The organism is Thermomicrobium sp. 4228-Ro, from assembly GCF_026241205.1.
Taxonomy (GTDB): Bacteria; Chloroflexota; Chloroflexia; order Thermomicrobiales; family Thermomicrobiaceae; genus Thermomicrobium.
Genome location: NZ_JAPFQM010000001.1, coordinates 1,053,274 through 1,073,187 on the forward strand (window position 1 = coordinate 1,053,274; position 19,914 = coordinate 1,073,187).

Annotated in this window: 19 protein-coding genes; 13 read left to right on the forward strand and 6 right to left on the reverse strand. The window is 64.6% G+C overall.

All coding sequences use genetic code 11. The annotated features are described in order from the left end of the window. Positions 1 to 329 precede the first annotated feature (329 nt). The 4 genes from codA to OO015_RS05165 form a co-directional block, all read right to left on the reverse strand. The gene (gene codA / locus OO015_RS05150; RefSeq protein WP_416236590.1) at positions 330 to 1,628 is read right to left on the reverse strand and encodes a cytosine deaminase; all 1,299 of its coding nucleotides are present in this window, start codon (positions 1,626 to 1,628) and stop codon (positions 330 to 332) included. A gap of 112 nt (positions 1,629 to 1,740) precedes the next feature. After that, the gene (murJ, locus tag OO015_RS05155; protein WP_265940161.1) at positions 1,741 to 3,372 is read right to left on the reverse strand and encodes a murein biosynthesis integral membrane protein MurJ; all 1,632 of its coding nucleotides are present in this window, start codon (positions 3,370 to 3,372) and stop codon (positions 1,741 to 1,743) included. Between the two features lie 149 nt (positions 3,373 to 3,521). Further along, positions 3,522 to 4,064, reverse strand: a complete 543-nt coding sequence (locus OO015_RS05160; protein ID WP_265940162.1) for an adenylyltransferase/cytidyltransferase family protein — start codon at positions 4,062 to 4,064, stop codon at positions 3,522 to 3,524. A gap of 14 nt (positions 4,065 to 4,078) precedes the next feature. Then, positions 4,079 to 4,816 (reverse strand): DUF72 domain-containing protein, encoded by a 738-nt coding sequence (locus tag OO015_RS05165; RefSeq protein ID WP_265940163.1) that lies wholly within the window; start codon positions 4,814 to 4,816, stop codon positions 4,079 to 4,081. Between the two features lie 68 nt (positions 4,817 to 4,884). Here OO015_RS05165 and OO015_RS05170 point away from each other — a divergent pair, with 68 nt between their 5' ends. The 12 genes from OO015_RS05170 to OO015_RS05225 all read left to right on the forward strand — a co-directional run bounded on the left by OO015_RS05170 (position 4,885) and on the right by OO015_RS05225 (position 14,688). Continuing rightward, on the forward strand, positions 4,885 to 5,493 hold the full coding sequence (locus OO015_RS05170; protein WP_265940164.1) for a GNAT family N-acetyltransferase: 609 nt from the start codon (positions 4,885 to 4,887) through the stop codon (positions 5,491 to 5,493). Positions 5,494 to 5,617: 124 nt separating this feature from the next. Next, the gene (locus OO015_RS05175) at positions 5,618 to 5,887 is read left to right on the forward strand and encodes a hypothetical protein (RefSeq protein WP_265940165.1); all 270 of its coding nucleotides are present in this window, start codon (positions 5,618 to 5,620) and stop codon (positions 5,885 to 5,887) included. A gap of 104 nt (positions 5,888 to 5,991) precedes the next feature. Then, a complete protein-coding gene (locus OO015_RS05180) occupies positions 5,992 to 6,372 on the forward strand; it encodes a hypothetical protein (protein WP_265940166.1) in 381 nt (126 codons plus the stop codon). Positions 6,373 to 6,439: 67 nt separating this feature from the next. Then, the gene (locus OO015_RS05185; RefSeq protein ID WP_265940167.1) at positions 6,440 to 7,222 is read left to right on the forward strand and encodes a response regulator transcription factor; all 783 of its coding nucleotides are present in this window, start codon (positions 6,440 to 6,442) and stop codon (positions 7,220 to 7,222) included. After that, positions 7,203 to 8,327, forward strand: coding sequence for a PstS family phosphate ABC transporter substrate-binding protein (locus OO015_RS05190; RefSeq protein WP_265940168.1), 1,125 nt, complete (start codon positions 7,203 to 7,205; stop codon positions 8,325 to 8,327). Before OO015_RS05185 ends, OO015_RS05190 begins: the two co-directional genes overlap by 20 nt. Before the next feature lie 95 nt (positions 8,328 to 8,422). Then, a complete protein-coding gene (pstC, locus tag OO015_RS05195; RefSeq protein WP_265940169.1) occupies positions 8,423 to 9,397 on the forward strand; it encodes a phosphate ABC transporter permease subunit PstC in 975 nt (324 codons plus the stop codon). Then, complete coding sequence (gene pstA, locus OO015_RS05200; protein WP_265940170.1) at positions 9,394 to 10,284, forward strand: phosphate ABC transporter permease PstA; 891 nt, start codon at positions 9,394 to 9,396, stop codon at positions 10,282 to 10,284. The genes pstC and pstA overlap by 4 nt, the downstream gene beginning before the upstream one ends. A gap of 14 nt (positions 10,285 to 10,298) precedes the next feature. Then, positions 10,299 to 11,108 carry a phosphate ABC transporter ATP-binding protein PstB gene (gene pstB / locus OO015_RS05205; protein WP_265940171.1) on the forward strand — a complete coding sequence of 270 codons (810 nt, stop codon included), beginning with the start codon at positions 10,299 to 10,301 and terminating at the stop codon, positions 11,106 to 11,108. Positions 11,109 to 11,130: 22 nt separating this feature from the next. Then, positions 11,131 to 11,985 (forward strand): phosphate ABC transporter ATP-binding protein PstB, encoded by an 855-nt coding sequence (gene pstB / locus OO015_RS05210; RefSeq protein WP_323053844.1) that lies wholly within the window; start codon positions 11,131 to 11,133, stop codon positions 11,983 to 11,985. Positions 11,986 to 12,085: 100 nt separating this feature from the next. Next, positions 12,086 to 12,802, forward strand: coding sequence for a phosphate signaling complex protein PhoU (phoU, locus tag OO015_RS05215; RefSeq protein WP_265940172.1), 717 nt, complete (start codon positions 12,086 to 12,088; stop codon positions 12,800 to 12,802). A gap of 15 nt (positions 12,803 to 12,817) precedes the next feature. Further along, positions 12,818 to 13,096 carry a YciI family protein gene (locus OO015_RS05220; protein ID WP_265940173.1) on the forward strand — a complete coding sequence of 93 codons (279 nt, stop codon included), beginning with the start codon at positions 12,818 to 12,820 and terminating at the stop codon, positions 13,094 to 13,096. Positions 13,097 to 13,182: 86 nt separating this feature from the next. Further along, entirely contained in the window at positions 13,183 to 14,688 is a 1,506-nt protein-coding gene (locus tag OO015_RS05225) for an aldehyde dehydrogenase family protein (protein WP_265940174.1), read from the forward strand. An 18-nt stretch (positions 14,689 to 14,706) separates the two neighbouring features. On the opposite strand, the gene OO015_RS05230 is transcribed toward OO015_RS05225, so the two are convergent. Both OO015_RS05230 and OO015_RS05235 read right to left on the reverse strand, forming a co-directional pair. Beyond that, positions 14,707 to 16,704, reverse strand: a complete 1,998-nt coding sequence (locus OO015_RS05230; RefSeq protein WP_265940175.1) for a glycoside hydrolase family 15 protein — start codon at positions 16,702 to 16,704, stop codon at positions 14,707 to 14,709. Between the two features lie 28 nt (positions 16,705 to 16,732). Next, positions 16,733 to 17,569, reverse strand: a complete 837-nt coding sequence (locus tag OO015_RS05235; protein WP_265940176.1) for a DUF2085 domain-containing protein — start codon at positions 17,567 to 17,569, stop codon at positions 16,733 to 16,735. Positions 17,570 to 17,728: 159 nt separating this feature from the next. On the opposite strand from OO015_RS05235, the gene OO015_RS05240 reads away from it, so the two are divergent. Beyond that, positions 17,729 to 19,837, forward strand: a complete 2,109-nt coding sequence (locus OO015_RS05240) for an N-acetylmuramoyl-L-alanine amidase (RefSeq protein WP_265940177.1) — start codon at positions 17,729 to 17,731, stop codon at positions 19,835 to 19,837. Positions 19,838 to 19,914 lie beyond the last annotated feature (77 nt).

Sequence of the window (19,914 nt, forward strand, 5' to 3'; positions counted from 1 at the left end):
CCGGGAACCGCAACATGGTGCCGCGCCTTGCGGCGCGGACGGGCGAGGCACGTCTCGCCCCTACAGGAGAAACGGCCAGGGGTGCCGCGTCAGCGGCGGAGGTGAGGGCTGTGTGACCGGGCGTCATGGCACCGCCGTTCGATGCCCGCGCCTGCGGCACCGCGGTGTCGTACGAGGATCTCTCGTGTCATGTCGCGCCCCTGTCGCTGGACGATCGTTCGCGAACTCGACTGTAACGCAGGCGGACGTACCGTGCTGAAGTCCGCCTTCCTTCCGGGCGACAGAGTGAGGCACAGCCAGCTCGAGGAGGGCGGCGGGCGCCCGCGCGCTCACCGGTCGCTCAAGCCCTCACCGGGGCGCTCGTAGCGGATGCCGACGAAGTCGTTCCCGCGGCGGACCTCCACCCGCGGTGCACTCGTCCGACTGACGACCCTCCCGCGCTTGACGCACCAGAGGGCCGGGGCGAGCATGCGCAGCGCGTCTCGCTCGGTCGCCGCGTCGAAGATGACGAAGTCGGCCGGTTTCCCGACCTCGATACCGTACCGATCGAGGATGCCGAGCGCCCGCGCCGCGTTCGTCGTGACGAGGTCCCAGACCAGCGGGATCTCCTCGTACCCTGAGAGCTGCGCCATGTGGAGCCCCAACCAGGCTGCATGGAGCATGTTGCCGGTACCGAGCGGATACCAGGGATCCATCACCGAATCGTGCCCGAACGCGACGTTGATCCCGTACTCGAGGAGTTCCTTGACACGCGTCAGGCCGCGGCGCTTCGGATAGGTATCGAACCGCCCCTGGAGGATCGAGTTGTCCGGCGGATTGGCGATGATGCTGAGGTCGGCACGCTTGAGCCAGCCGAAGAGCTTGAACGCGTACGCATTGTTGTACGAGCCCATCGCTGTCGTATGGCTGGCGACCACCCGCCCGTGCATGCCACGACGGATCGTCTCGGCCGCCATCACCTCGACGAAGCGCGATTGGTCGTCGTCCGTCTCGTCGCAGTGGGCATCGAGCGGCCGGTCGTAGCGCTCGGCGAGATCGAACGCGATCCGGAGCGACTCGACCCCCATCTCGCGCGTCGTCTCGTAGTGCGGGATCGCACCGACGACGTCGCACCCCATGCGCAGGGCCTCTTCGAGCAGTTCGGCTCCGCGCGGATAGGAGAGAATCCCCTCCTGCGGGAAGGCGACGAGCTGGAGATCGACGAGGTCGCGCATCGCTTCCCGTACCTCGAGCAAGGCACGCAGGCCGACGAAGTTCGGATCGCAGACATCGACGTGACTGCGGATAACCAGGGCACCCTGGCTCGCGTACCATTCGATCGTTCGCCTGGCTCGCTCCTTCACCGCCTCGACCGTGAGCTGCGGCTTCGTCTGCGCCCAGCGCTGGATCCCTTCGAGGAGGGTGCCGGTCTGGTTATGGCCCGCCAGCCCTTCGGTCAGGGCAGCGTCGAGGTGGCAGTGCGGTTCGACGAGGGGCGGCGAGACGAGCCTCCCGGCCGCATCGATCGTTTCCGGTGCCTCGCCCTCGATCCGCGACTCGATCGCGACGATCCGCCCGTCAGCGACACCCAGATCGACCAGGCGTCCATCGCGGAGACGGCCATTGCGGACGATGAGGTCATACGGCATCATCGATACCCCTTCCTGCTCAAAAGACGAATGGCCAGGGGGAGACGCCCACCCGGCATCCGGCCCCAAACGTCATCTTCGCGGGATAGAGAAACGGCTCGCCACTCCATTGTCAACCGGTGAGGCGCGCGCGGAGCAGACGCGTCAATGCCGTGAACTCGTCCACGCGCAACAGCTGCATCAGCAACGCGTAGGAGACGGCACCGATGCCAACCCCACCAGCGACGAGTACGATCCGCCATAGCAGGCCGCTCGTCTCGGGCGGGCGCCACGAGCCAACGAGCAGCGCGAATCCGCCGACGACCAGCGCCATGACCAGCGCGGCGAGCGCACAGGCTCGCAACGTCCGCCCGACCGTTCCGTCACCGACCCGGCCGAGCCAGCGTCGCAAGACCCACCACATGACGAGTGCGTGCCCGATGAACTGCGCAGTGTTCCCGAGCACGAGCCCGAGCATGCCGAGCGGACGAACTAGTGCGAGCGCGACGAGGAAGTAGACACCGACGGAGAGCACACCCACCAGCACCGGCGTGCGCGTGTTCTGCCGCGCGTAGGCGGCGAAGATCAGCACCTGATCGAAGGCGGCGAACAACGTCCCTGGCAGATACCCGAGCAGCGCGATCCAGATCGCGCGCGCTCCCTCCAGGTCGGTCGCACCGTGGTAGAAGAGGAGCGTCACGATCGGCCAGCCGAGCGCCGCCATCCCGAACGTCGCAGGAAAGATGAGCAGCGACACGAACTTCAGGCCGAGCGCGAGCGTGCGCTGGTAAGCCGGTTCGTCACCGAGCGCTGCGTGACGGGAAAGTGTCGGCAAGGCCGCCAGCGATGTCGCCGCTGCGACCAGTCCGAGGATCATCTGGTTGAGCGCGGTCGCATAGCGCATCGCGCCGAGCGCGTGGGGATCGACACCCCATGCCAGGTTGCGGTCGATCGTGAGTGCCACGGTGTTCGCGAACAGGCCAAGGAAAATCGGAAGATACAGCGCGAAGATACGGCGGATCGCCGGGTGCCAGAGCTGGAGGTTCGGCTTCGGAAGACAGTCGCGCAACCCCCAGAGCTGCAGCACGGCGAGACCGAACGCTCCCAGCAGGACACCGACGACGAGACTCGCGACACCGAGCGTGTGACCGAATGCGAGCGCGCAGGCGACGATGGCAGCATTGCGGACGCTGAGGGCGAGGGATGGCTGGGTGAAGCGTTGCAGGGCATAGAGCGCTCCCATGAGTACGGTCGAAAAGGCGAGCAAGAGCACGGCCGGGACGATGAGCCGGACGAGCCGGATCGTGAGGCGAAACGTCTCGGGGCCGCGCGCCGCTTCACCACCGCCGAGCGCGGTCAGCGCGAGCACGACCCAGGGAGCCGCGACGGCGACCACCACGACCGTCGCCCCGACGACCAGTACCACCCAGACGAGCAACGCACCGACGATCCGCCGGAACTCCTCGCGGCGCTCCGGCGTCGCATAGGCGCTGAGGACAGGAACCAGCGCGGCTTGCAGCATCCCGCTGATGACGAGGTCGAACAGCATGGTGTGGACGTTGTCGGCGATGGTGAACGCAGCGACAGCGTCGGTCGTACCCCAGAAGTAGGACGTCACTTGCTCCCGAGCGAGACCCAGTACCCGGCTGAGCACGACACCGAGCATGAGAACACCCGCGGCACGAGCGACCTGCGCCCGCTCGCTCCGCGCTGCCGCTTCACCACTCGGCTCGACCCGAACCGGACTGGACTCGCTCGCCGCCACCTCGCCCTGCCCCTCCACCGCCGCGAGACCAGGAGGAGTGTACTGGGTCGAGCGATCCGGCGGACGGCGGGCGCAGCACGCAGCTCGTGAGGGTGGTGACACAGTTCCACAGCGCGAGAACAGGCGTCGCTGCTGGACTGTCGCTGGGCTCACCGCTCAGCCTCGCCTGGAGGCTGCAGGTGCTCAGCGCAGCCGTATGCCGTGAGGATCCGGCGGACGAGGGCTGTCGTCGAATGCTCCGGCACGAGCGGGAGCAAGACCACGTCGCCACCGAGCGCGCGGACGACCGGAGCCTCCGGCAGCGGCTGCTTGCCACGAGCGAGGTCTTCGGGCGTCAAGCCATAATCGCCGCCTTTGACGTAGACGTGCGGGCGGACGATTCGGATGACCTCTTCCGCGGTGTCGCCGGGAAAGATCGTCGCATAGTCGACGCAGGCCAAGGCAGCGACCAGTTCGACCCGTTCCGCTGCAGGCACGAGCGGACGAGCCGGTCCCTTCCTGCGCCGCGTCGAGGCGTCGTCATTCACCGCGACGATCAGCACATCACCCAGCTGCCGGGCAGCCTGGAGATACCGGACATGACCGATATGCAGGAGATCGAAGTGGCCGTTGGTGAGGACGATGCGCTTGCCGGTCTCGCGAAGCTGCGCACCGAGCGATGCCAGCGACCCGTACGGGACGACCTTCCCCATCGATTTCTCCTTGCTCACATGACCGCAACGCCGGATCGGGCGAGCGCCTCGCGGAGGCGGCGCGCATCGGCGACGGCGTGTGCGAAGGCGTCATTGTTGAAGTAGACGTAGCCCGGGCGATCGGCCCACTCCGCGAGGCGACTCGCCAGTCGCTCGATCTCGTCGTCAGTCAACCCGATATCGAAGAGACCGCTGTGTACCCGTACGTAACAGAGCGGGCCAGGAGGGACGAAATCGCCCGGTGTCGGGTGTCCTCCACCGTACGCGAGCACGACCGTACCCCCCGCGCCAGCGATCAGGTCGCTGACCGCCGGGACGAACCAGCTCGGATGCCGGAATTCGAACGCGAACGGGTGGCCAGCCGGAAGCAGTGCGAGGAACGCCTGCAGCCGAGCGAGGTCACAGCGCAACCCTGGCGGCAGTTGGAAGAGGAGCGGGCCGAGCGCTGTGCCGAGGCCGTCGATCGCCTGGAGAAACTGCTGGAGCTCGTTTGCAGCATCGACCAGCCGGCGCACGTGCGTGATCGTCCGCGGCGCCTTCACCGCGAAGACGAAGCCGGGACGCTGGGCAGCGACTCGTGCCCATTCCTCGAAACGCTTCCGCGAGGGAAGCCGATAGAAGGTGACGTTCAGTTCGACTGTGGCAAACTCGCGGATATAGAACGGAAACCATTCCCACCGGGAGAGATCCGGGGGATAGAAGCGCCCACGCCAGTGCTGATACGACCAACCGGAGGTTCCGACGACATACATCGCTGCACCCGGATGCCGACAGTTCGTCCAGTCCAGGGTACCAGTTCGCACGGGAGGTGGGGAGACCGATGAGCGCACACGATGAGTTCGTCCATCTCCAGGTAATCGTGCCGGGACAGCGCGTCTACCTCGGCCCGATTCGCCGCGAGCTCGCACCCGTTTACCAACGCTGGATGAACGACTTGGAAGTCTCTCGGACGCTCACTGCGCATTGGCGGGTCCCGTTTACTGTCGAAGACGAGATCGAATGGTTCGAGCAGGCACGGCGGGATCCGACCCGACGCGTCTTCACGATCTACGAACGGCCCGACGACCGTCCGGTCGGAAACGCGGAACTCTTCGGCATCGACTTCGCCGTCGGCACCGCTGAAGTCGGCATCGTCATCGGCGAGCGGAGCGTCTGGGGCCGAGGATACGCAACCGAGGCACTGCAACTGCTCCTCGACTTCGGCTTCACCGTGCTCGGACTGCACCACATCTGGCTCCGCTACTACGCATCCAACGAGCGGGCGCGGGCGGTTTACGATCGAGTCGGGTTTCGCGAAGTCGGTCGCCTGCGGCAAGCGACCAAGATCGGGCCGCACCGCGACGACGTCGTGATCATGGACATGCTCGCGAGCGAGTTCCGTAGCCCGGTCTTGGCTGCCAAGTTGCATCTCCCATCGTCCGACGACTGAACGACGACCCCGCCTGGCAGGGTATACTGGCAGCAGATCCAGGGGCAGTCAGCAGGGCACTGCTGCCGTGATTCCCTGGAACCGTACCCGGTCGAACCGGGTCGAACGCGAGGTGACCGGCGCGATGCGAGTTACAGAACTGTTCCAGCCTGCGCCGGACGCCGATTCCGAGGAACAGCTCTGGCTCGGATGCCCGATGTTGAAGAAGCTGACCTACCAGCCGAAGCGAGGTCGCAAGCGAGTGACGGTCATGCGATGCGCCCTCGGGTATGCACTCAACACACCGGAGGCGATCGAGCGTTGCCGGCAAACGCCTGGTCCGCATCGGTGCTGGCAGTGCCAGGAACAACGCGAGGCGATGCTGATTCGCGATCCGGAGGGCAGTCGAGCCTGAACCCGGAGTCTGGCTCCGGCGGATCACCGAGCAGCCGCCTGTTGCGCAACAGGCGGCTGCTCGTCCATTCGTGAGGGACTTCTGCAGTCCGAGCAGGAAGCGCTGTGCGTACTCTGCCACTCATCGTGGTGATCGAGCCCGAATGGCCGACACGCTCGTATCTCCGTGCCGAGCTCGAGGAACTCGGCTACGAGGTTCTCGTTTTCGAGAACCCCAGCGACGCAGCGCGTGCGCTCGCCCACTGGGGATTCCAACCGACCCTCTTCCTCATCGATCTGAGTCGTGACGGCTCGCCCCTTCCGCACGTCACCGAGCTCCTGGCGCAGTCACCCGAGGCACCGCTCGTCCTCATCACGAGCCCCCTGCGGCCCTTACCCGAACGGATCCGGAACCGAGCAGTGCGGATTCTCCAGCGCCCTGTATCGGTGCGTGAGATCGTCCGGACGGTCAGCCGGCTCGTTCCACCGCCGTTCATCGAGCGTTAAGGTTCTGGGAATCTCCGCTTAAACTCCGCGGACTACACTGCTCGCAGAGAGCAACGGAGGCCGTGTCGTGCAGCGAGCGGTCGAGTCGAGCGCGATGACCGAACAGGCAGTACCGAAACAACGTCGAGTTCTCGTCGTCGAAGATGATCCCACGCTGGTGCAGATCCTCACCTATAGCCTGCAGCAGCGAGGGTACAGCGTCTGGTCGGCACAGGAAGGCCGACAGGCCATCATGCTCGCCCGCACAGTTCGACCAGACGTGATCGTCCTCGACCTCATGCTGCCGGGTATCGACGGCCGCGACGTCTGCCGACTCATCCGCAAGTGGTCGAATGCGCCGATCCTCGTCCTGACAGCCCGCGACAGCGAAGACGATATCGTCGCGCTCTTCCAGGCTGGCGCGGACGATTACGTCACGAAGCCGTTCCGGACACGGGAGCTGTTCGCGCGTATCGAGGCGCTGCTCCGCCGCTCCGGCGAGACACCACCGGGTACGGTACTGACGGCAGGCAACCTCGTCATCTTTCGCGACGAGCATCGGGTGGTCTTTCGTGGGCGCGAGATCCGGCTCGCCCCGCGCGAATTCGCCTTGCTCGCCGCACTGGTCGAGCGCGCCGGTCGCGTCTGCACCCGGCAGGAGTTACTCGATCTGGTATGGGGACAGGATATCGTCGATCTGCGCAACGTCGACGTCCACATTCACCGGATCCGCGAGGCACTGGGAGGGGAGGAGGATGGATCGCGCCTGATTCGCACGGTTCACGGAATCGGCTACCGATTCGTACCGGAATTCACGGTCGACGAGATGGTGATCGAGGAGGGATCGAACGATGACACAGGCACTCACTAGACGAGAACTGCTCGCCCGGCTCGCAGCCTTCGGGCTGGCTGTCCCCGCAGCGAGTGCGCTGATCGCCGCCTGCGCGGGCAGTAGCGCGACCCCCACGCCAGCGATGACCTCGGAGGGCCAGACACCGGTAAGTGGCGCCACGCCAGCGAAGCCGACAGTTGCGACGCCGACAAAGCCGGCTGCGGATCTCAGCGGCACGATCGCCATCGATGGATCGAGCACGGTTTTCCCGATTTCGGAAGCCGTCGCCGAAGAGTTTCAAAAGCAGTACCGGAATGTCAAAGTGACTGTCGGTATATCCGGTACCGGCGGCGGTTTCAAGAAGTTCTGCAACAAAGAAACCGACATTTCCGATGCCTCGCGCGCGATCAAGGACTCGGAGCTACAGGCCTGTGAGCAAAACGGACGCGAGTTCATCGAGTTGCCGGTCGCCTTCGACGGCTTGGCAGTCGTCGTCAACCCGCAGAACGATTGGGTCGACCACCTGACCGTCGAGGAACTCAACCTGATCTGGAAACCGGAATCGCAAGGGGTGATCACCCGTTGGAACCAGGTGCGACCGAACTGGCCCGATGCACCGCTCAACCTTTATGGAGCCGGTACCGACTCGGGCACGTTCGACTACTTCACCGAGGCGATCAACGGCAAGTCGGGAGCCAGTCGCGGCGACTACACAGCATCCGAGGACGACAATGTCCTCGTCCAAGGAGTGAGTGGAGACAAGTACGCGCTCGGATACTTCGGGCTGGCCTACGCGATCGAGAATAGTGGCCGCGTCAAGATCGTTCCCATCGTCAATCCCAAGACGGGTCAACCGGTCGAGCCGAACCTCGAGACGGTCAAGACGGGACAGTACCAACCGCTCTCCCGCCCACTCTTCATCTATGTGGCACGCGACCAGGCCGATCGGCCGGAGATCGAAGCCTTCGTCGAGTTCTACCTTCAAAACGCGGCTACGCTCTCGCAGGAAGTCGGCTACATTCCGCTACCGGACGAGGCGTACCAGCTCGCGCTGGAACGCTTCCGAGCACGGAAGACCGGATCGGTCTTCAAGGGGGTCGAGGTCGGCGTTTCGATCGAGGACGTTCTCAAGCGTGAGGAATAGCTTTCGAGTCAGGCACAAAGGCGAGTACAATCCGCGAGGAGGAGACGAGCCGTTGTCTCCTCCTCGCACCGATCGCTACCCCGTGGGGTGAAACGGTGACGACCGAGCCGACTCCAGTAACGATGCCAACGCCGATCGACCGGCGAGCCTGGGTGGAACGTGTCCTGACCGGAACGCAGCGGATCGACCGCATCCGCCAGGTTCGCGAGTCGATCGTTCTCGCTGTGCTGTTCCTCGCCGCGCTGGTGTCGATCGGAACCACGCTCGGCATCATCTATACGCTGGCGATCGAGACGTTCCACTTCTTCCAGCGGGTGTCGATCGTTGACTTTTTGACCGACACCCAGTGGACACCGCTGTTCACTGAGAAGCACTTCGGCATCTGGCCGCTCCTCACGGCGACGCTCGTCGTCTCGGCGATCGCGATGCTCGTTGCCCTCCCATTAGGCCTCCTCGCGGCGATCGGGCTCTCCGAATACGCATCGCCCCGGCTGGGAGCGATCGTCAAGCCGATTCTCGAGATCCTGGCTGGCGTTCCGACGGTGGTCTACGGCTACTTCGCACTCCTCTTCGTCACGCCGCTCTTGAAGCGGTTCATTCCCCAGCTCGAGGTCTTCAATGCCCTCTCCGCCGGCCTGGTGATGGGTATCATGATCCTTCCGCTCGTCGCCTCCCTCTCGGAGGACGCGATGCGTGCCGTCCCGCAGAGCTTGCGGGAAGGTGCCTACGCACTGGGAGCGACCAAGCTCGAGGTCGTCTGGCGGGTCGTGGTGCCGTCGTCGCTTTCCGGTATCGTCGCTGCTTTCATCCTCGCCGTCTCGCGAGCGATCGGCGAGACGATGATCGTGGCGATCGCAGCGGGGCAGGTCCCGCGCTTCACGCTGAACCCGCTGGTCGCGATGGAGACGATGACGGCCTATATCGTCCAGGTCAGCCTCGGCGATACCCCACACGGCACGCTGGAATACCAGACGATCTTCGCTGTCGGTACGACGCTCTTCGTGATCACCATGGCCTTGAATCTCTTGAGCTACCGCTTCCTCCAGCGATTCCGGGAGGTCTACGAGTGACTGCCGAACGCTCGATCGACCGCGAATTCGAACCGCGACTCGCCCTCCGCAGGCGATTGGGGACGCTCTTCGGCATCCTCAGTGCTGCGGCGATCGTGATCGGCCTGACGGCGCTGGCCGTTCTCATCGCCGATGTCGTCCGCGACGGCTGGCATGTCCTCTCGTGGGACTTCCTGACCAGCTTCCCCTCGCGACGCCCCGAACAAGCTGGTATCCGATCAGCACTGGTCGGAACGCTGTACCTCCTCGTGCTGGTCGCGATCATGGCGTTTCCACTGGGCCTCGCCGCAGCGCTCTATCTGGAAGAGTTCGCGCCGAAGAACCGGCTGACCGCCATCATCGAGGTCAATATCTCGAATCTCGCAGCTGTCCCATCGATCGTGTACGGTCTCCTCGGCCTCGGCGTGTTCGTGCGCACGTTCATGCTCGGCCGTAGTCTCATCGCTGGCGCATTGACCTTGAGCCTGCTCGTCCTCCCGATCATCATCATCGCCGCGCGCGAAGCACTGCGCGCTGTCCCGCCGTCCATTCGCGAGGCCGGACTCGCGCTCGGTGCGTCACGGTGGCAGACGGTGCGACACTTCGTACTGCCGGCCGCCTTACCCGGCATCCTCACCGGGACGATCCTGGCCCTGGCCCGCGCGATCGGCGAGACGGCACCGCTCATCACGATCGGCGCGCTCACCTACGTCGCCTTCACGCCCAAGAGCATCTTCGATCCGTTCACGGTTCTCCCGATCCAGATCTTCAACTGGATCTCGCGTCCGCAACCGGCCTTCCACGAACGGGCAGCGGGTGGGATCATCGTGTTGCTCGTTGTCCTGCTGGTGTTCAACGGCCTGGCGATCGTTCTGCGTGCTCGCTTGCAACGCCGTATCCGGTACTGACGAGGAGTGCACCGATGACCGTCACCGAACAGGCCCAGCGCTACATCGTGCGGCCACGCGAGCCAGCTGCGCTCCGGATCGAGCGGTTGAGCGTCTGGTACGGCCGTCACCAGGCGATCCGCGACGTCACGTTCACGATCCCAGCTCGCCGTATTACCGCGATCATCGGCCCCTCCGGTTGCGGCAAGAGTACGCTGCTGCGAGCGCTCAACCGGATGCACGACCTCACACTGGAAGCCCGTGTCGAAGGCTCCGTCAGGTGGGGCGACATCGAACTCTATGCGCCGTCGACCGACCCGGTCTGGGTGCGTCGGCATATCGGGATGATCTTCCAGAAGCCGAACCCCTTTCCGAAGAGCATTTTCGAGAATGTCGCGTTCGGCCTCCGCATCAACGGGTATCGTGGCGACCTCGCGGCCCGCGTCGAGGAAGCGCTCCGCAAGGCAGCGCTCTGGGACGAGGTGAAGGACAAGCTGAACCAGAGCGCGCTCGCCCTGTCAGGCGGGCAGCAACAGCGTCTGTGCATTGCCCGTGCGATCGCGCTGGAACCGGAGATACTCCTGATGGACGAACCGTGTTCAGCGCTCGATCCAGTCGCCACGATGCGGATCGAAGACCTCATGCTCGAGCTCGCCGATACGTACACGATCGTCATCGTGACGCACAATATGCAGCAAGCTTCCCGCGTCTCGCACTACACGGCTTTCATGCTGGCCGGCGAGGATCGCACGGGCGAACTCATCGAGTATGCGCCCACCCGTGAGCTGTTCCTGCGGCCACGTGACCGACGGACAGAGGACTACATCACTGGCCGCATCGGCTGAACCGGAAGCGACGGAGGCCCCGATGTCCGACCCGATCACGACCCTGACGAACGCGCAGGCAGCCCGGGCAGGTGCGGCGCGGGAAACGGCTGCAGCAGTCAACGCCGCCAGCATGGAGGTGGAGCACCTCTCGGCCTTCTACGGGCGCTTCCAGGCACTCGACGACATCACGCTCCCCATTCATCCTGGTGCAGTGACGGCAATCATCGGGCCATCCGGTTGCGGGAAATCGACGTTCATCCGCTGCCTGAACCGGTTGCACGAACTGACTCCGGGCGCACGGGTGACCGGCAGTGTCCGTCTGGAGGGGATCGACATCTACCAGCCAGGGATCGACCCGGCCCGCGTGCGGCAGCTCGTGGGAATGGTGTTCCAGAAGCCGAATCCGTTCCCGACGTTGTCGATCTACGACAACGTCCTGGCTGGCGTGCGGCTGCATCGTCCGCGCCTTTCACGAGCCGAAGCAGACCAAATCGTCGAGCGGAGCCTGCGAGCCGCGGCGCTCTGGGACGAGGTAAAAGACAAGCTCAAGGCACCTGGCGGATCGCTTTCCGGCGGACAGCAGCAGCGCCTCTGCATCGCCCGGGCACTGGCGGTCGAGCCACTCGTCCTCCTGATGGACGAGCCGACCAGCGCGCTCGACCCGATCGCAACCTACCGGATCGAGGAACTCATCTGGGAACTCAAGCAGCGGTACACGATCGTCATCGTCACGCACAACATGCAGCAAGCAGCCCGCATCGCCGATTACGTCGCCTTTTTGCTCGCCGGGGAGGAACGAACCGGTCGTCTGATCGAGTTCGACACGGCACAGCGCATCTTCACCAATCCGAAGCGGAAGGAAACGGAAGATTACATTACCGGCAAGATCGGCTAGGAATACGGATCTCGTTCCGGTACACTTCTCTCACTCGGTGTCTCCTCGAGACCCACGCGCGCTTCCGGTTCGTGTACCTTGACGAAGGTGAGGCGAGGCCATGGCGATCAGAGCCCGCGCAGAGTTCGAACGCGATCTCCAGCTGCTCCGCCAGGATGTCCTGAACCTGGGCAGTATGGTCGAGAAAGCTGTCGAGCGTGCGGTGGAAGCGCTCAAGCGGTACGACGTCGCTCTGGCCCAGAACGTGATCGACCACGACCGCGAGATCGACGAGCGGAGTTATGCGCTCGAGGAACGAGCGCTCCTCCTCATCGCGACCCAGCAGCCGATGGCGACCGATCTCCGCATCATCGCAGCGACCTTGTTCATCATCAGCGAGCTGGAGCGGATCGGCGACTACGCGGAGGGACTGGCGAAGATCGCCATCCGGTTGAGCGCCTGGCCACCGCTCAAGCCGCTGATCGACATCCCCCGTATGGCCGAGATCTCGATCGATATGCTGCGGCAGGCGCTCGACGCGTTCATCGAGATGGATCTCGAGCGATGCCGCGCGATCTGGCGGCGCGACGACGAGGTCGACGGGCTCTACGACCAGGTCTACCGGGAACTCCTCACCTACATGATGAGCGACCCGCGAACGATCGAGCGGGCGACTCTCCTGCTCTGGGCAGCCCACAATCTCGAGCGGATCGCTGACCGGGTAACCAATATCTGCGAGCGCGTCGCGTTCGTCATCACCGGTGATCCGCGTGCTCTCGTCAGCCCAGCCGAACCGGATTATCCTGGTGAGCGTGAAGCGGAGTACGACGTCGAGTGACGAGAGGAGTGCGCGATGCTGTGGGCCGCGGTCATCAGCTACGGGAACCCGGAGAAGATCCAGGAAGTGCGCCCTACCCACCGACAGTATCTCGCTTCGTTGCGCGAGCAGAGGAAACTCTGGGCTTCCGGCCCTTTCGAGGACGATAGCGGAGCGCTCATCATCTACCAGGCCGATTCGGAAGAGGAAGCCCGCAAGCTGATCCAAAGCGACCCGTTCTACGAAGCCGGTGTCTTCCAGGAGATCGTGCAGCTCAAGCCCTGGCGGATTGTCTTCACGCCGCCTCCTGCATGACAGGCTCGCTACCCCACGCAACGGGCACAGCACCGGACGATGCGAAGGAAGTCGCTCGGCGAAAACACGCTACCTGGAGGACGTCGATGGCAACCGAAACGGGTATCCGGGTGTACCAGCTCCTGATCGATGGGCAGTTCGTTCCCGCCGCGAGCGGTGAGACGTTTCCGACCTACAATCCGGCCACCAACGAGGTCATCGGCTACGTCGCCAAAGCTGGCCGCGAGGATGTCGACCGGGCTGTCCGTGCCGCCCGGCGGGCCTTCGACGAGGGCCCGTGGGGACGCATGACACCGAACGAGCGTGCTCGACGGCTCCGCAAGGTCGCCGAGATCTTGCGCGAGCGGCTCGACGAACTAGCTCGGCTGGAAACGCTCAACTGCGGCAAGATCATCGTCGAGTCTCGCATGGATATCCTCGCAGCGGCCAACTGCTTCGAGTACTACGCGAACCTTACCGGCCAGATCTGGGGCGAGACGATCCCGATGAACGGCCCGCTCCTCGACTATACCGTTCGCGAACCGTACGGTGTCTGCGGGCAGATCATCCCCTGGAACTTCCCGATCCTCATGGCCGCCTGGAAGCTCGCCCCCGCGCTCGCTGCGGGGAACACCGTGGTGCTCAAGCCAGCGAGCTATACCCCGATCACTGCGCTCGTGCTCGGCCAGATCTGCCTCGAAGCCGGCATTCCGGAGGGAGTCGTCAACGTCATCACGGGCCCGGGCAACGAGGTCGGAGCAGCCATCTGCGAACACCCGCTGGTCGATAAGATCGCCTTCACCGGCGAGACGGAAACCGGTCGCGAGATCCTGCGGTTGAGCGCTGGAACGATCAAGAAGGTCTCGCTCGAGCTCGGTGGCAAGTCACCGAACATCGTCTTTCCCGATGCCGATCTCGAAGAGGCGGTCAACGGCTCGCTCTTCGCCATCTTTTCCAACGCTGGCCAACGGTGTACCGCACGCACGCGGCTCTTGCTGCACGAGTCGATCCATGACCGGTTCATGGACGAGTTCCTCCGCAAGGCCGCCCAGCTCCGCATCGGTGACCCGCTGGACGAAAACACCCAACTCGGTCCGCTCGTCTCGCGCCGTCAGTGTGAACGGGTGTTGAGCTACGTCGAACGCGCCAAGTCCGAAGGGGCAACGCTGCGGCTCGGCGGCAAGCGACCGGACGATCCCGCGCTCCAGCGAGGGAATTTCGTCGAACCGACGATCTTCGACGAAGTACAGCCCCACATGACGATCGCGCGGGAGGAAGTGTTCGGCCCCGTCCTGTCGGTCATTCCGTTCCGGAGCGAGGACGAAGCAGTCGAGATCGCCAATGCGACGATCTACGGGCTGGCTGCCACGATCTGGACGAACGACATCAAGCGGGCGCACCGGCTCGCAGCACGGATCAAGGCCGGCAACATCAGCATCAACTACCCGGTGGTGAATCCGCCCGAGGCACCCTTCGGCGGCTTCAAGCAGAGCGGCATCGGCCGCGAACTCTCGCGCCATGCGCTCGACTTGTACACGCAGGTCAAGAACGTGGTGGTCGGACTCAGCGAGCAGCGGTTCGACTGGTACGGTAACTGGCCACCCGGGCGCTGAATCTCCGCTCGAGGCTGCTCACGGAGCCAGGAAGGCCGGCCAGCCTGCCGCCGCGAGGCGCTGTTCGCGCTCGAGGTAGCGCAGGACCGTGTGAATGTACGTCCCGTGACTCCAGCTGAGCGGGCTGACCGAAAGCGGTTCACCCGTTTCCGGATGCACTTGCTCGGCCAGCACGCCGCTCGGGAGCGCATGTCGCGCTACCCACTCGAGGAGTTCCAACGCCCGGCCCAACTCGCTCGGAGAATTCGCCCGCGCGATGTACCAGTCGGCGAGCCACAGCGTGCAGATGAACCACGGATTTCCCGGAATCCGTTCGAGGTCCCGGCTCATCTGGTAGTAGTAGTCGTCCTCGTAGCGGGCGACCCCGCCGATCGGCGTCTTCACCCACAAGCGCTCCTCGATCGCGCGCATCGTTGCGGTCATCCGTGGATCTCGAGCCGGCAAAACATCGAAGAGAAAGAGGCCAGCCAGGCTCGCGTCGAGCGTCGGGTCGGGATGAACCACACCATTCGGTGACACGGTCAGCATGCGGACGAAGCGGCCGAGTTCCGGACGATAGAGGAACCGCTCCGCTGCCGCGCGGATATCCTCGGCCGCTCGCCGCCAGGTCTCGGCGAACTGATCGTCGCCGAAGATGCTCGCCAGCCCGGCCGCAGCGCGCAAGCCAGCGACGACCGACGCGACCGTGAAGGCATGGATACCACGCCGCTCTTCCCAGAGGTCATAGGAGGGCGCGGGAAGCCCTGTGACCGAATCGCGGTAGGAAGCGAGAAAGCGCGCACAGGGAACGACGACCGGGCTGTACAGTGACCGCAAGAGTTCGAGGTCACGCGTCTTCCGGTAATACGACCACAGTGTGACGAGGACGAGCGCTGTGCTGTCTTCCTGAATCGGGAACTGAAGTTCGCCGTTCGGCCCTGCCCAGGGATGCCAGCTCGAACCGGCTGATCCGTCCGGGTTGTACTTGTGGAGGAAGAACCCGTACTGCGTGACCAGTTCTCCCATGAAGAGAAGAAAGCGACGGGCCAGCTCTGGATAGCCCGCTTCCAGGAGCGCATTGGCGATCAGCGCGCCGTCGCGCGGCCAGACGTAGCTGTAGGTATCGCGACCGAAGTGCAGGATGTCGGAGTCGTTCGCTGCCAGAATCGCTCCACCATCGTCGATCTGTGTCCGCAGGATCAGCAAGCTCTGACGATACAGTCGCTGGAGTGCTGGCGGGAGCGTCTCCAATCGCGGTGGATCCGGCTGCACCCAGCTCTGCCAGTAGCGGCGGACCCGTGTGAGCAACTGCTCCGGCCCCTGCTGCAGGACGACCTGATGGATGCGAGAAACGTCGGCGAAACGCAAGCCAGCAGCCATCCAGAAGGTCGCCGTTGCACTCCCATGAGCAGGCACCTCCAGTTCCAATCCTCCGATCGAGTCGACCGATCCCTGAGCGATCGGATTCCCGCTCAGTTCGCCGTCCTCGGCATCGCGCCAGGCTCCTTCATGCCCGCGGAACGCCTTATTGCCGCACGCAAAGAAGTGGTAACCCGGCTGCTCGCCGGCCCAGCCGGAGAACCAGAAATACCGCTTGCCCTTGTAGTGAACGAGGGCTCGCGCCGCTGGCTCGTAGTAGGCCGTCTCGCCGTCTGCATAGCCCCAGAGATAGCCATCGAAGTGCAGGAAGAGCCGGACGCAGCGATCGGCTCCCCGCTCATCGTGCACCTGTACCTGGCGGATCCAGAGGTCGTGCTCCAGTGCGACCGCATCATGGCACACCAGAGTGAGGCCGAGGCGAGGATGGCACAGGCGGACATCCGTGACGAGCGTGCCATCCTCGTAACGCAGCTGCCGTTCCCATCCGTCATCGGATAGCCAGTCAAATTGGCCGTCGCACCAGATACCGAAGCGATTCGAACGGCCTTGCGTATGGTTCTCCTGGCCCACGCGCGGGTAATAGACGTCGCGCAGGGTATAGGTGCGGTCGAAGGCGAGCAAGAGCCGCCCGTTTCCGACCGGTACATCGCGTGGCATCGTGCCTTCTCCTCGGTTTCTCCGAGCATTACGAGAGCGGCGGTAGATGGAGTACCGCCTCGGCAGCGAAGCGCAGGCTGCTCGTCAGCGCCATCACGATGAGCGCGCAACAGCCGGACAGGAGTGCCGGAACGGGCGCGTCTCCCCAGCTCCCGAGACGCTCCAGCCGGCCAGTCAGCAGGAGAACGAACGGCCAGGCGAGCAAGGCGAGCGTCAGCACCGCTGCTGCGACCAAGCCGAGCGCGACGATCGGGTAGAGCGTCACCGGCCCCACATGGACGAGCCAGCCGAAAGCGACCAGCCCAGCTCCGAGGACAGGGAGGTCACGGCCGAACTGAAAGACGCGCTCCGCTGTTCGCCGAGTCGCGATCCAGGACGTGGAGACGAACACCCACCAGAGGAGAACACCGAGCGCGACTCCCGTCCAAGCACCGGTCACGTAGCGGACGGTGTTGTGGGGCTCATACAGTGTGGGCAAGCGAAGATCCCAGACCAGCGCGTTCGCGCCGTCCACCGCGAGGACAGCAACTCCGCTGGCCAGGAGAACCACCGAGCCAGCACTCGGCGGCGCACTCGCTCGCCCAGCACGCCAGGCGAGCCACAGGAGTGTGAACGACGAGCCAGCGTAGATGCCGGTCATCCGTGCATCGAACGGCAAACGATAGGAACCGAACCAGAACGAATGACTCGGTCGTTGCGCACAGAGACCATGGAGCGCTGCGATCGTCACGCGTTCCGTTCGCGCCGGACCAGCGAGCCAGAGTGCCACGAGCGCGAGCAGGAGCACCGCCAGTGCCAGGGGAAGCGCCAGTTCCCTGGCCAGCCGGCTGTGCATCGCCGAGCGAGCGCGGAGCCATCGCACCACGACCGAGCCCTTCCACAGCCCTCCAGCATACCACCGTTCCAGCCGAATGCTTTTCCTAGGAGGATCGGGGGTGTACGGTCGCATTGACCGTACACCCCCTGGGGCGTACCATTGCGGCGGTGCCAGTCCGGAGAGGAGGGCACCATCGAGGGGGACGCGATGCGGGGGTTACGCCTGACGCGACGGACACTCTTACGCATTGCCGGTGGAGCGATCATCGCAACGGTGACGGAGTTCCGAGGAGTTCGTGCCGCAGCGAGCCGCATTCGACGGACTACCTGGATGGTCGAGGCCCCTTTTCCCCGTGCTGGCCAACTGCTCACACCGGTCTACCCGCTCCCCTACCCCTTTACGAGCGTCGAGGTAAGCTGGCAAGCGTCGGCCCCTCCTGGTTCGCTCTTGACCATCGCACTTCGACTGGCCGGTCATGACGGCTCGTGGAGCGACTGGATCACGCTCGACAGCGATCCGCACATGCCCCCGCGCCAGAATGACGGGTGGGTGTACGCGCCACCGGTTCTCGCACGCGGTCAGCAGGTACAACTCCTCGTCCGGTGTGAACCGGGGCCGGACGGCACGGCGCCGGAGCTTCGTACCCTGCGCGTGACGGCAGTCGAAACGTTCGAGGCCGATACCCAGTGGCTCGCGACACCCGATCTCATCGACGGGTGGATCGTGCCACGCGCCGGATGGGGCGCGGACGAATCGCTCCGCTTCGACGAAAACGGCGAGGAGATCTGGCCACCTCGCTACGCGCCGATCCAGAAAGTGATCGTTCATCACACCGTGACGAAGAACGACCCGCCCGATCCGGCTGCGACGATCCGGGCGATCTATGCGTACCATGCAGTCACGCTCGGGTGGGGCGACATCGGCTACAACTTCATCGTCGATTGGCAGGGGCGGGCCTACGAGGGACGGTATGGTGGTCCGAACGTCGTCGGTGCCCATACTGCTGGATACAACACGGGCACGCTCGGTATTGCTGTGCTCGGCGACTTCACCTCGACCGCACCACCGCAGTCAGTACTGGACGCGCTGGCCCGGCTGATCCGGACGCGGGCGGGCAATCTCGATCCCGCCGGCATCAGTCCCTTCCGGGACCTCCTCGATGTCCCGAACATCGGCGGCCACCGCGACTACAACATCACCGAGTGCCCTGGCGACCAGCTGTACGCCCGCATCCCTGTCCTCCGGGGCATGCTCAAGGGTACCGGGCCCATCGTCTTCCCGAACAAGCCGCGGCGGCTCGAACCGAAGGCCGAACTCGTGAGCGTCACCTTCACGCCGGCGAGCGAACTCTACGCCGGCACGCTCGTGCGGGTCGATGCCGTGGTGCGGAACGTCGGACCGATCGAGTTGCCGACGCAAGGTCCGCCGCCGGGTTTCATCTACGAGGAAGGGCAAACCTTCGACACCGTCGGCTATCCCAAAGAGGAGGGAGCCTTCCGCGTCGGCGTCGACTTCGAGGGAAACGACGGAATTCCGAATCCGTTCCGCTGGGGTTTGCCGGGGCCGCTCCCACCCGGTGAAGCGGTCACCGTTACCGGTTTTATTCGCCTTCGCTCGGTACGGAAGTGGAAGCTCAGCGCGAGTCTCGTCCGCGAGTTCGTCCGCTACGAGCAGCAAGGCGTCTTCCCGCAGGAGCTGCAGACCCTGCCACCACCGACTGCACCGGTACCGCCGAGCAGCGATCCCGATATGGTCTATTTCGACGTCACCGGACACAACGTTCCTGAGGTTTTCTATGCCTTCTGGAAAGCGAACGGCGGGCTGGAGCGCTTCGGCTACCCGCTCACCGAGCCGTTCGTCGAAGTCTCGGCAACGGACGGGCACCAGTATCTCGTCCAGTACTTCGAGCGCGCCCGCTTCGAGCACCATCCGGAAAACGCGGGAACGCCGTTCGAAGTCCTCCTCGGGCTCCTCGGTGTGGAGCGCACGCGGGGCCGCGAGAACGAGCCGCCGTTCCGCCCGGTCGAGCGACCGGACGACCCGCGCATCGACTATTTCGTCGAAACACGGCACACGCTCGGGCCACCTTTCCAGGAGTATTGGTGGAGTCGTGGCGGTGCGGCCGTTTTCGGGTATCCGATCAGCGAGCCGTTCGAAGAAGTGAGCAAGACGGACGGCCGGCGCTACCTCGTCCAGTACTTCGAGCGCAATCGCATGGAATATCATCCCGAACTGGCCGGGACAGCGTTCGAAATCTTGCTCGGCCACCTCGGACGGGAGACCTTGATCGATCGCGGGTGGCTTCCGGGAGCCTGAAGCGTCCTGACGTGCGGATGCACCTGAGCTGCTGCCGGAAGCGCGACCCTGTCAGATCGCCCGGTACCAGAAAGCCA

Excerpts from the sequence above, each read along its gene's own strand:
- OO015_RS05170 (WP_265940164.1), top strand. The coding sequence starts at position 4,885 with ATGAGCGCACACGATGAGTTCGTCCATCTCCAGGTAATCGTGCCGGGA.
- OO015_RS05240 (WP_265940177.1), top strand. The coding sequence starts at position 17,729 with ATGCGGGGGTTACGCCTGACGCGACGGACACTCTTACGCATTGCCGGT.
- pstB (WP_265940171.1), top strand. The coding sequence starts at position 10,299 with ATGACCGTCACCGAACAGGCCCAGCGCTACATCGTGCGGCCACGCGAG.
- OO015_RS05165 (WP_265940163.1), bottom strand. The coding sequence starts at position 4,816 with ATGTATGTCGTCGGAACCTCCGGTTGGTCGTATCAGCACTGGCGTGGG.
- OO015_RS05190 (WP_265940168.1), top strand. The coding sequence starts at position 7,203 with ATGACACAGGCACTCACTAGACGAGAACTGCTCGCCCGGCTCGCAGCC.
- OO015_RS05220 (WP_265940173.1), top strand. The coding sequence starts at position 12,818 with ATGCTGTGGGCCGCGGTCATCAGCTACGGGAACCCGGAGAAGATCCAG.
- OO015_RS05160 (WP_265940162.1), bottom strand. The coding sequence starts at position 4,064 with ATGGGGAAGGTCGTCCCGTACGGGTCGCTGGCATCGCTCGGTGCGCAG.
- OO015_RS05175 (WP_265940165.1), top strand. The coding sequence starts at position 5,618 with ATGCGAGTTACAGAACTGTTCCAGCCTGCGCCGGACGCCGATTCCGAG.
- OO015_RS05225 (WP_265940174.1), top strand. The coding sequence starts at position 13,183 with ATGGCAACCGAAACGGGTATCCGGGTGTACCAGCTCCTGATCGATGGG.
- pstB (WP_323053844.1), top strand. The coding sequence starts at position 11,131 with ATGTCCGACCCGATCACGACCCTGACGAACGCGCAGGCAGCCCGGGCA.
- codA (WP_416236590.1), bottom strand. The coding sequence starts at position 1,628 with ATGCCGTATGACCTCATCGTCCGCAATGGCCGTCTCCGCGATGGACGC.
- OO015_RS05230 (WP_265940175.1), bottom strand. The coding sequence starts at position 16,704 with ATGCCACGCGATGTACCGGTCGGAAACGGGCGGCTCTTGCTCGCCTTC.
- phoU (WP_265940172.1), top strand. The coding sequence starts at position 12,086 with ATGGCGATCAGAGCCCGCGCAGAGTTCGAACGCGATCTCCAGCTGCTC.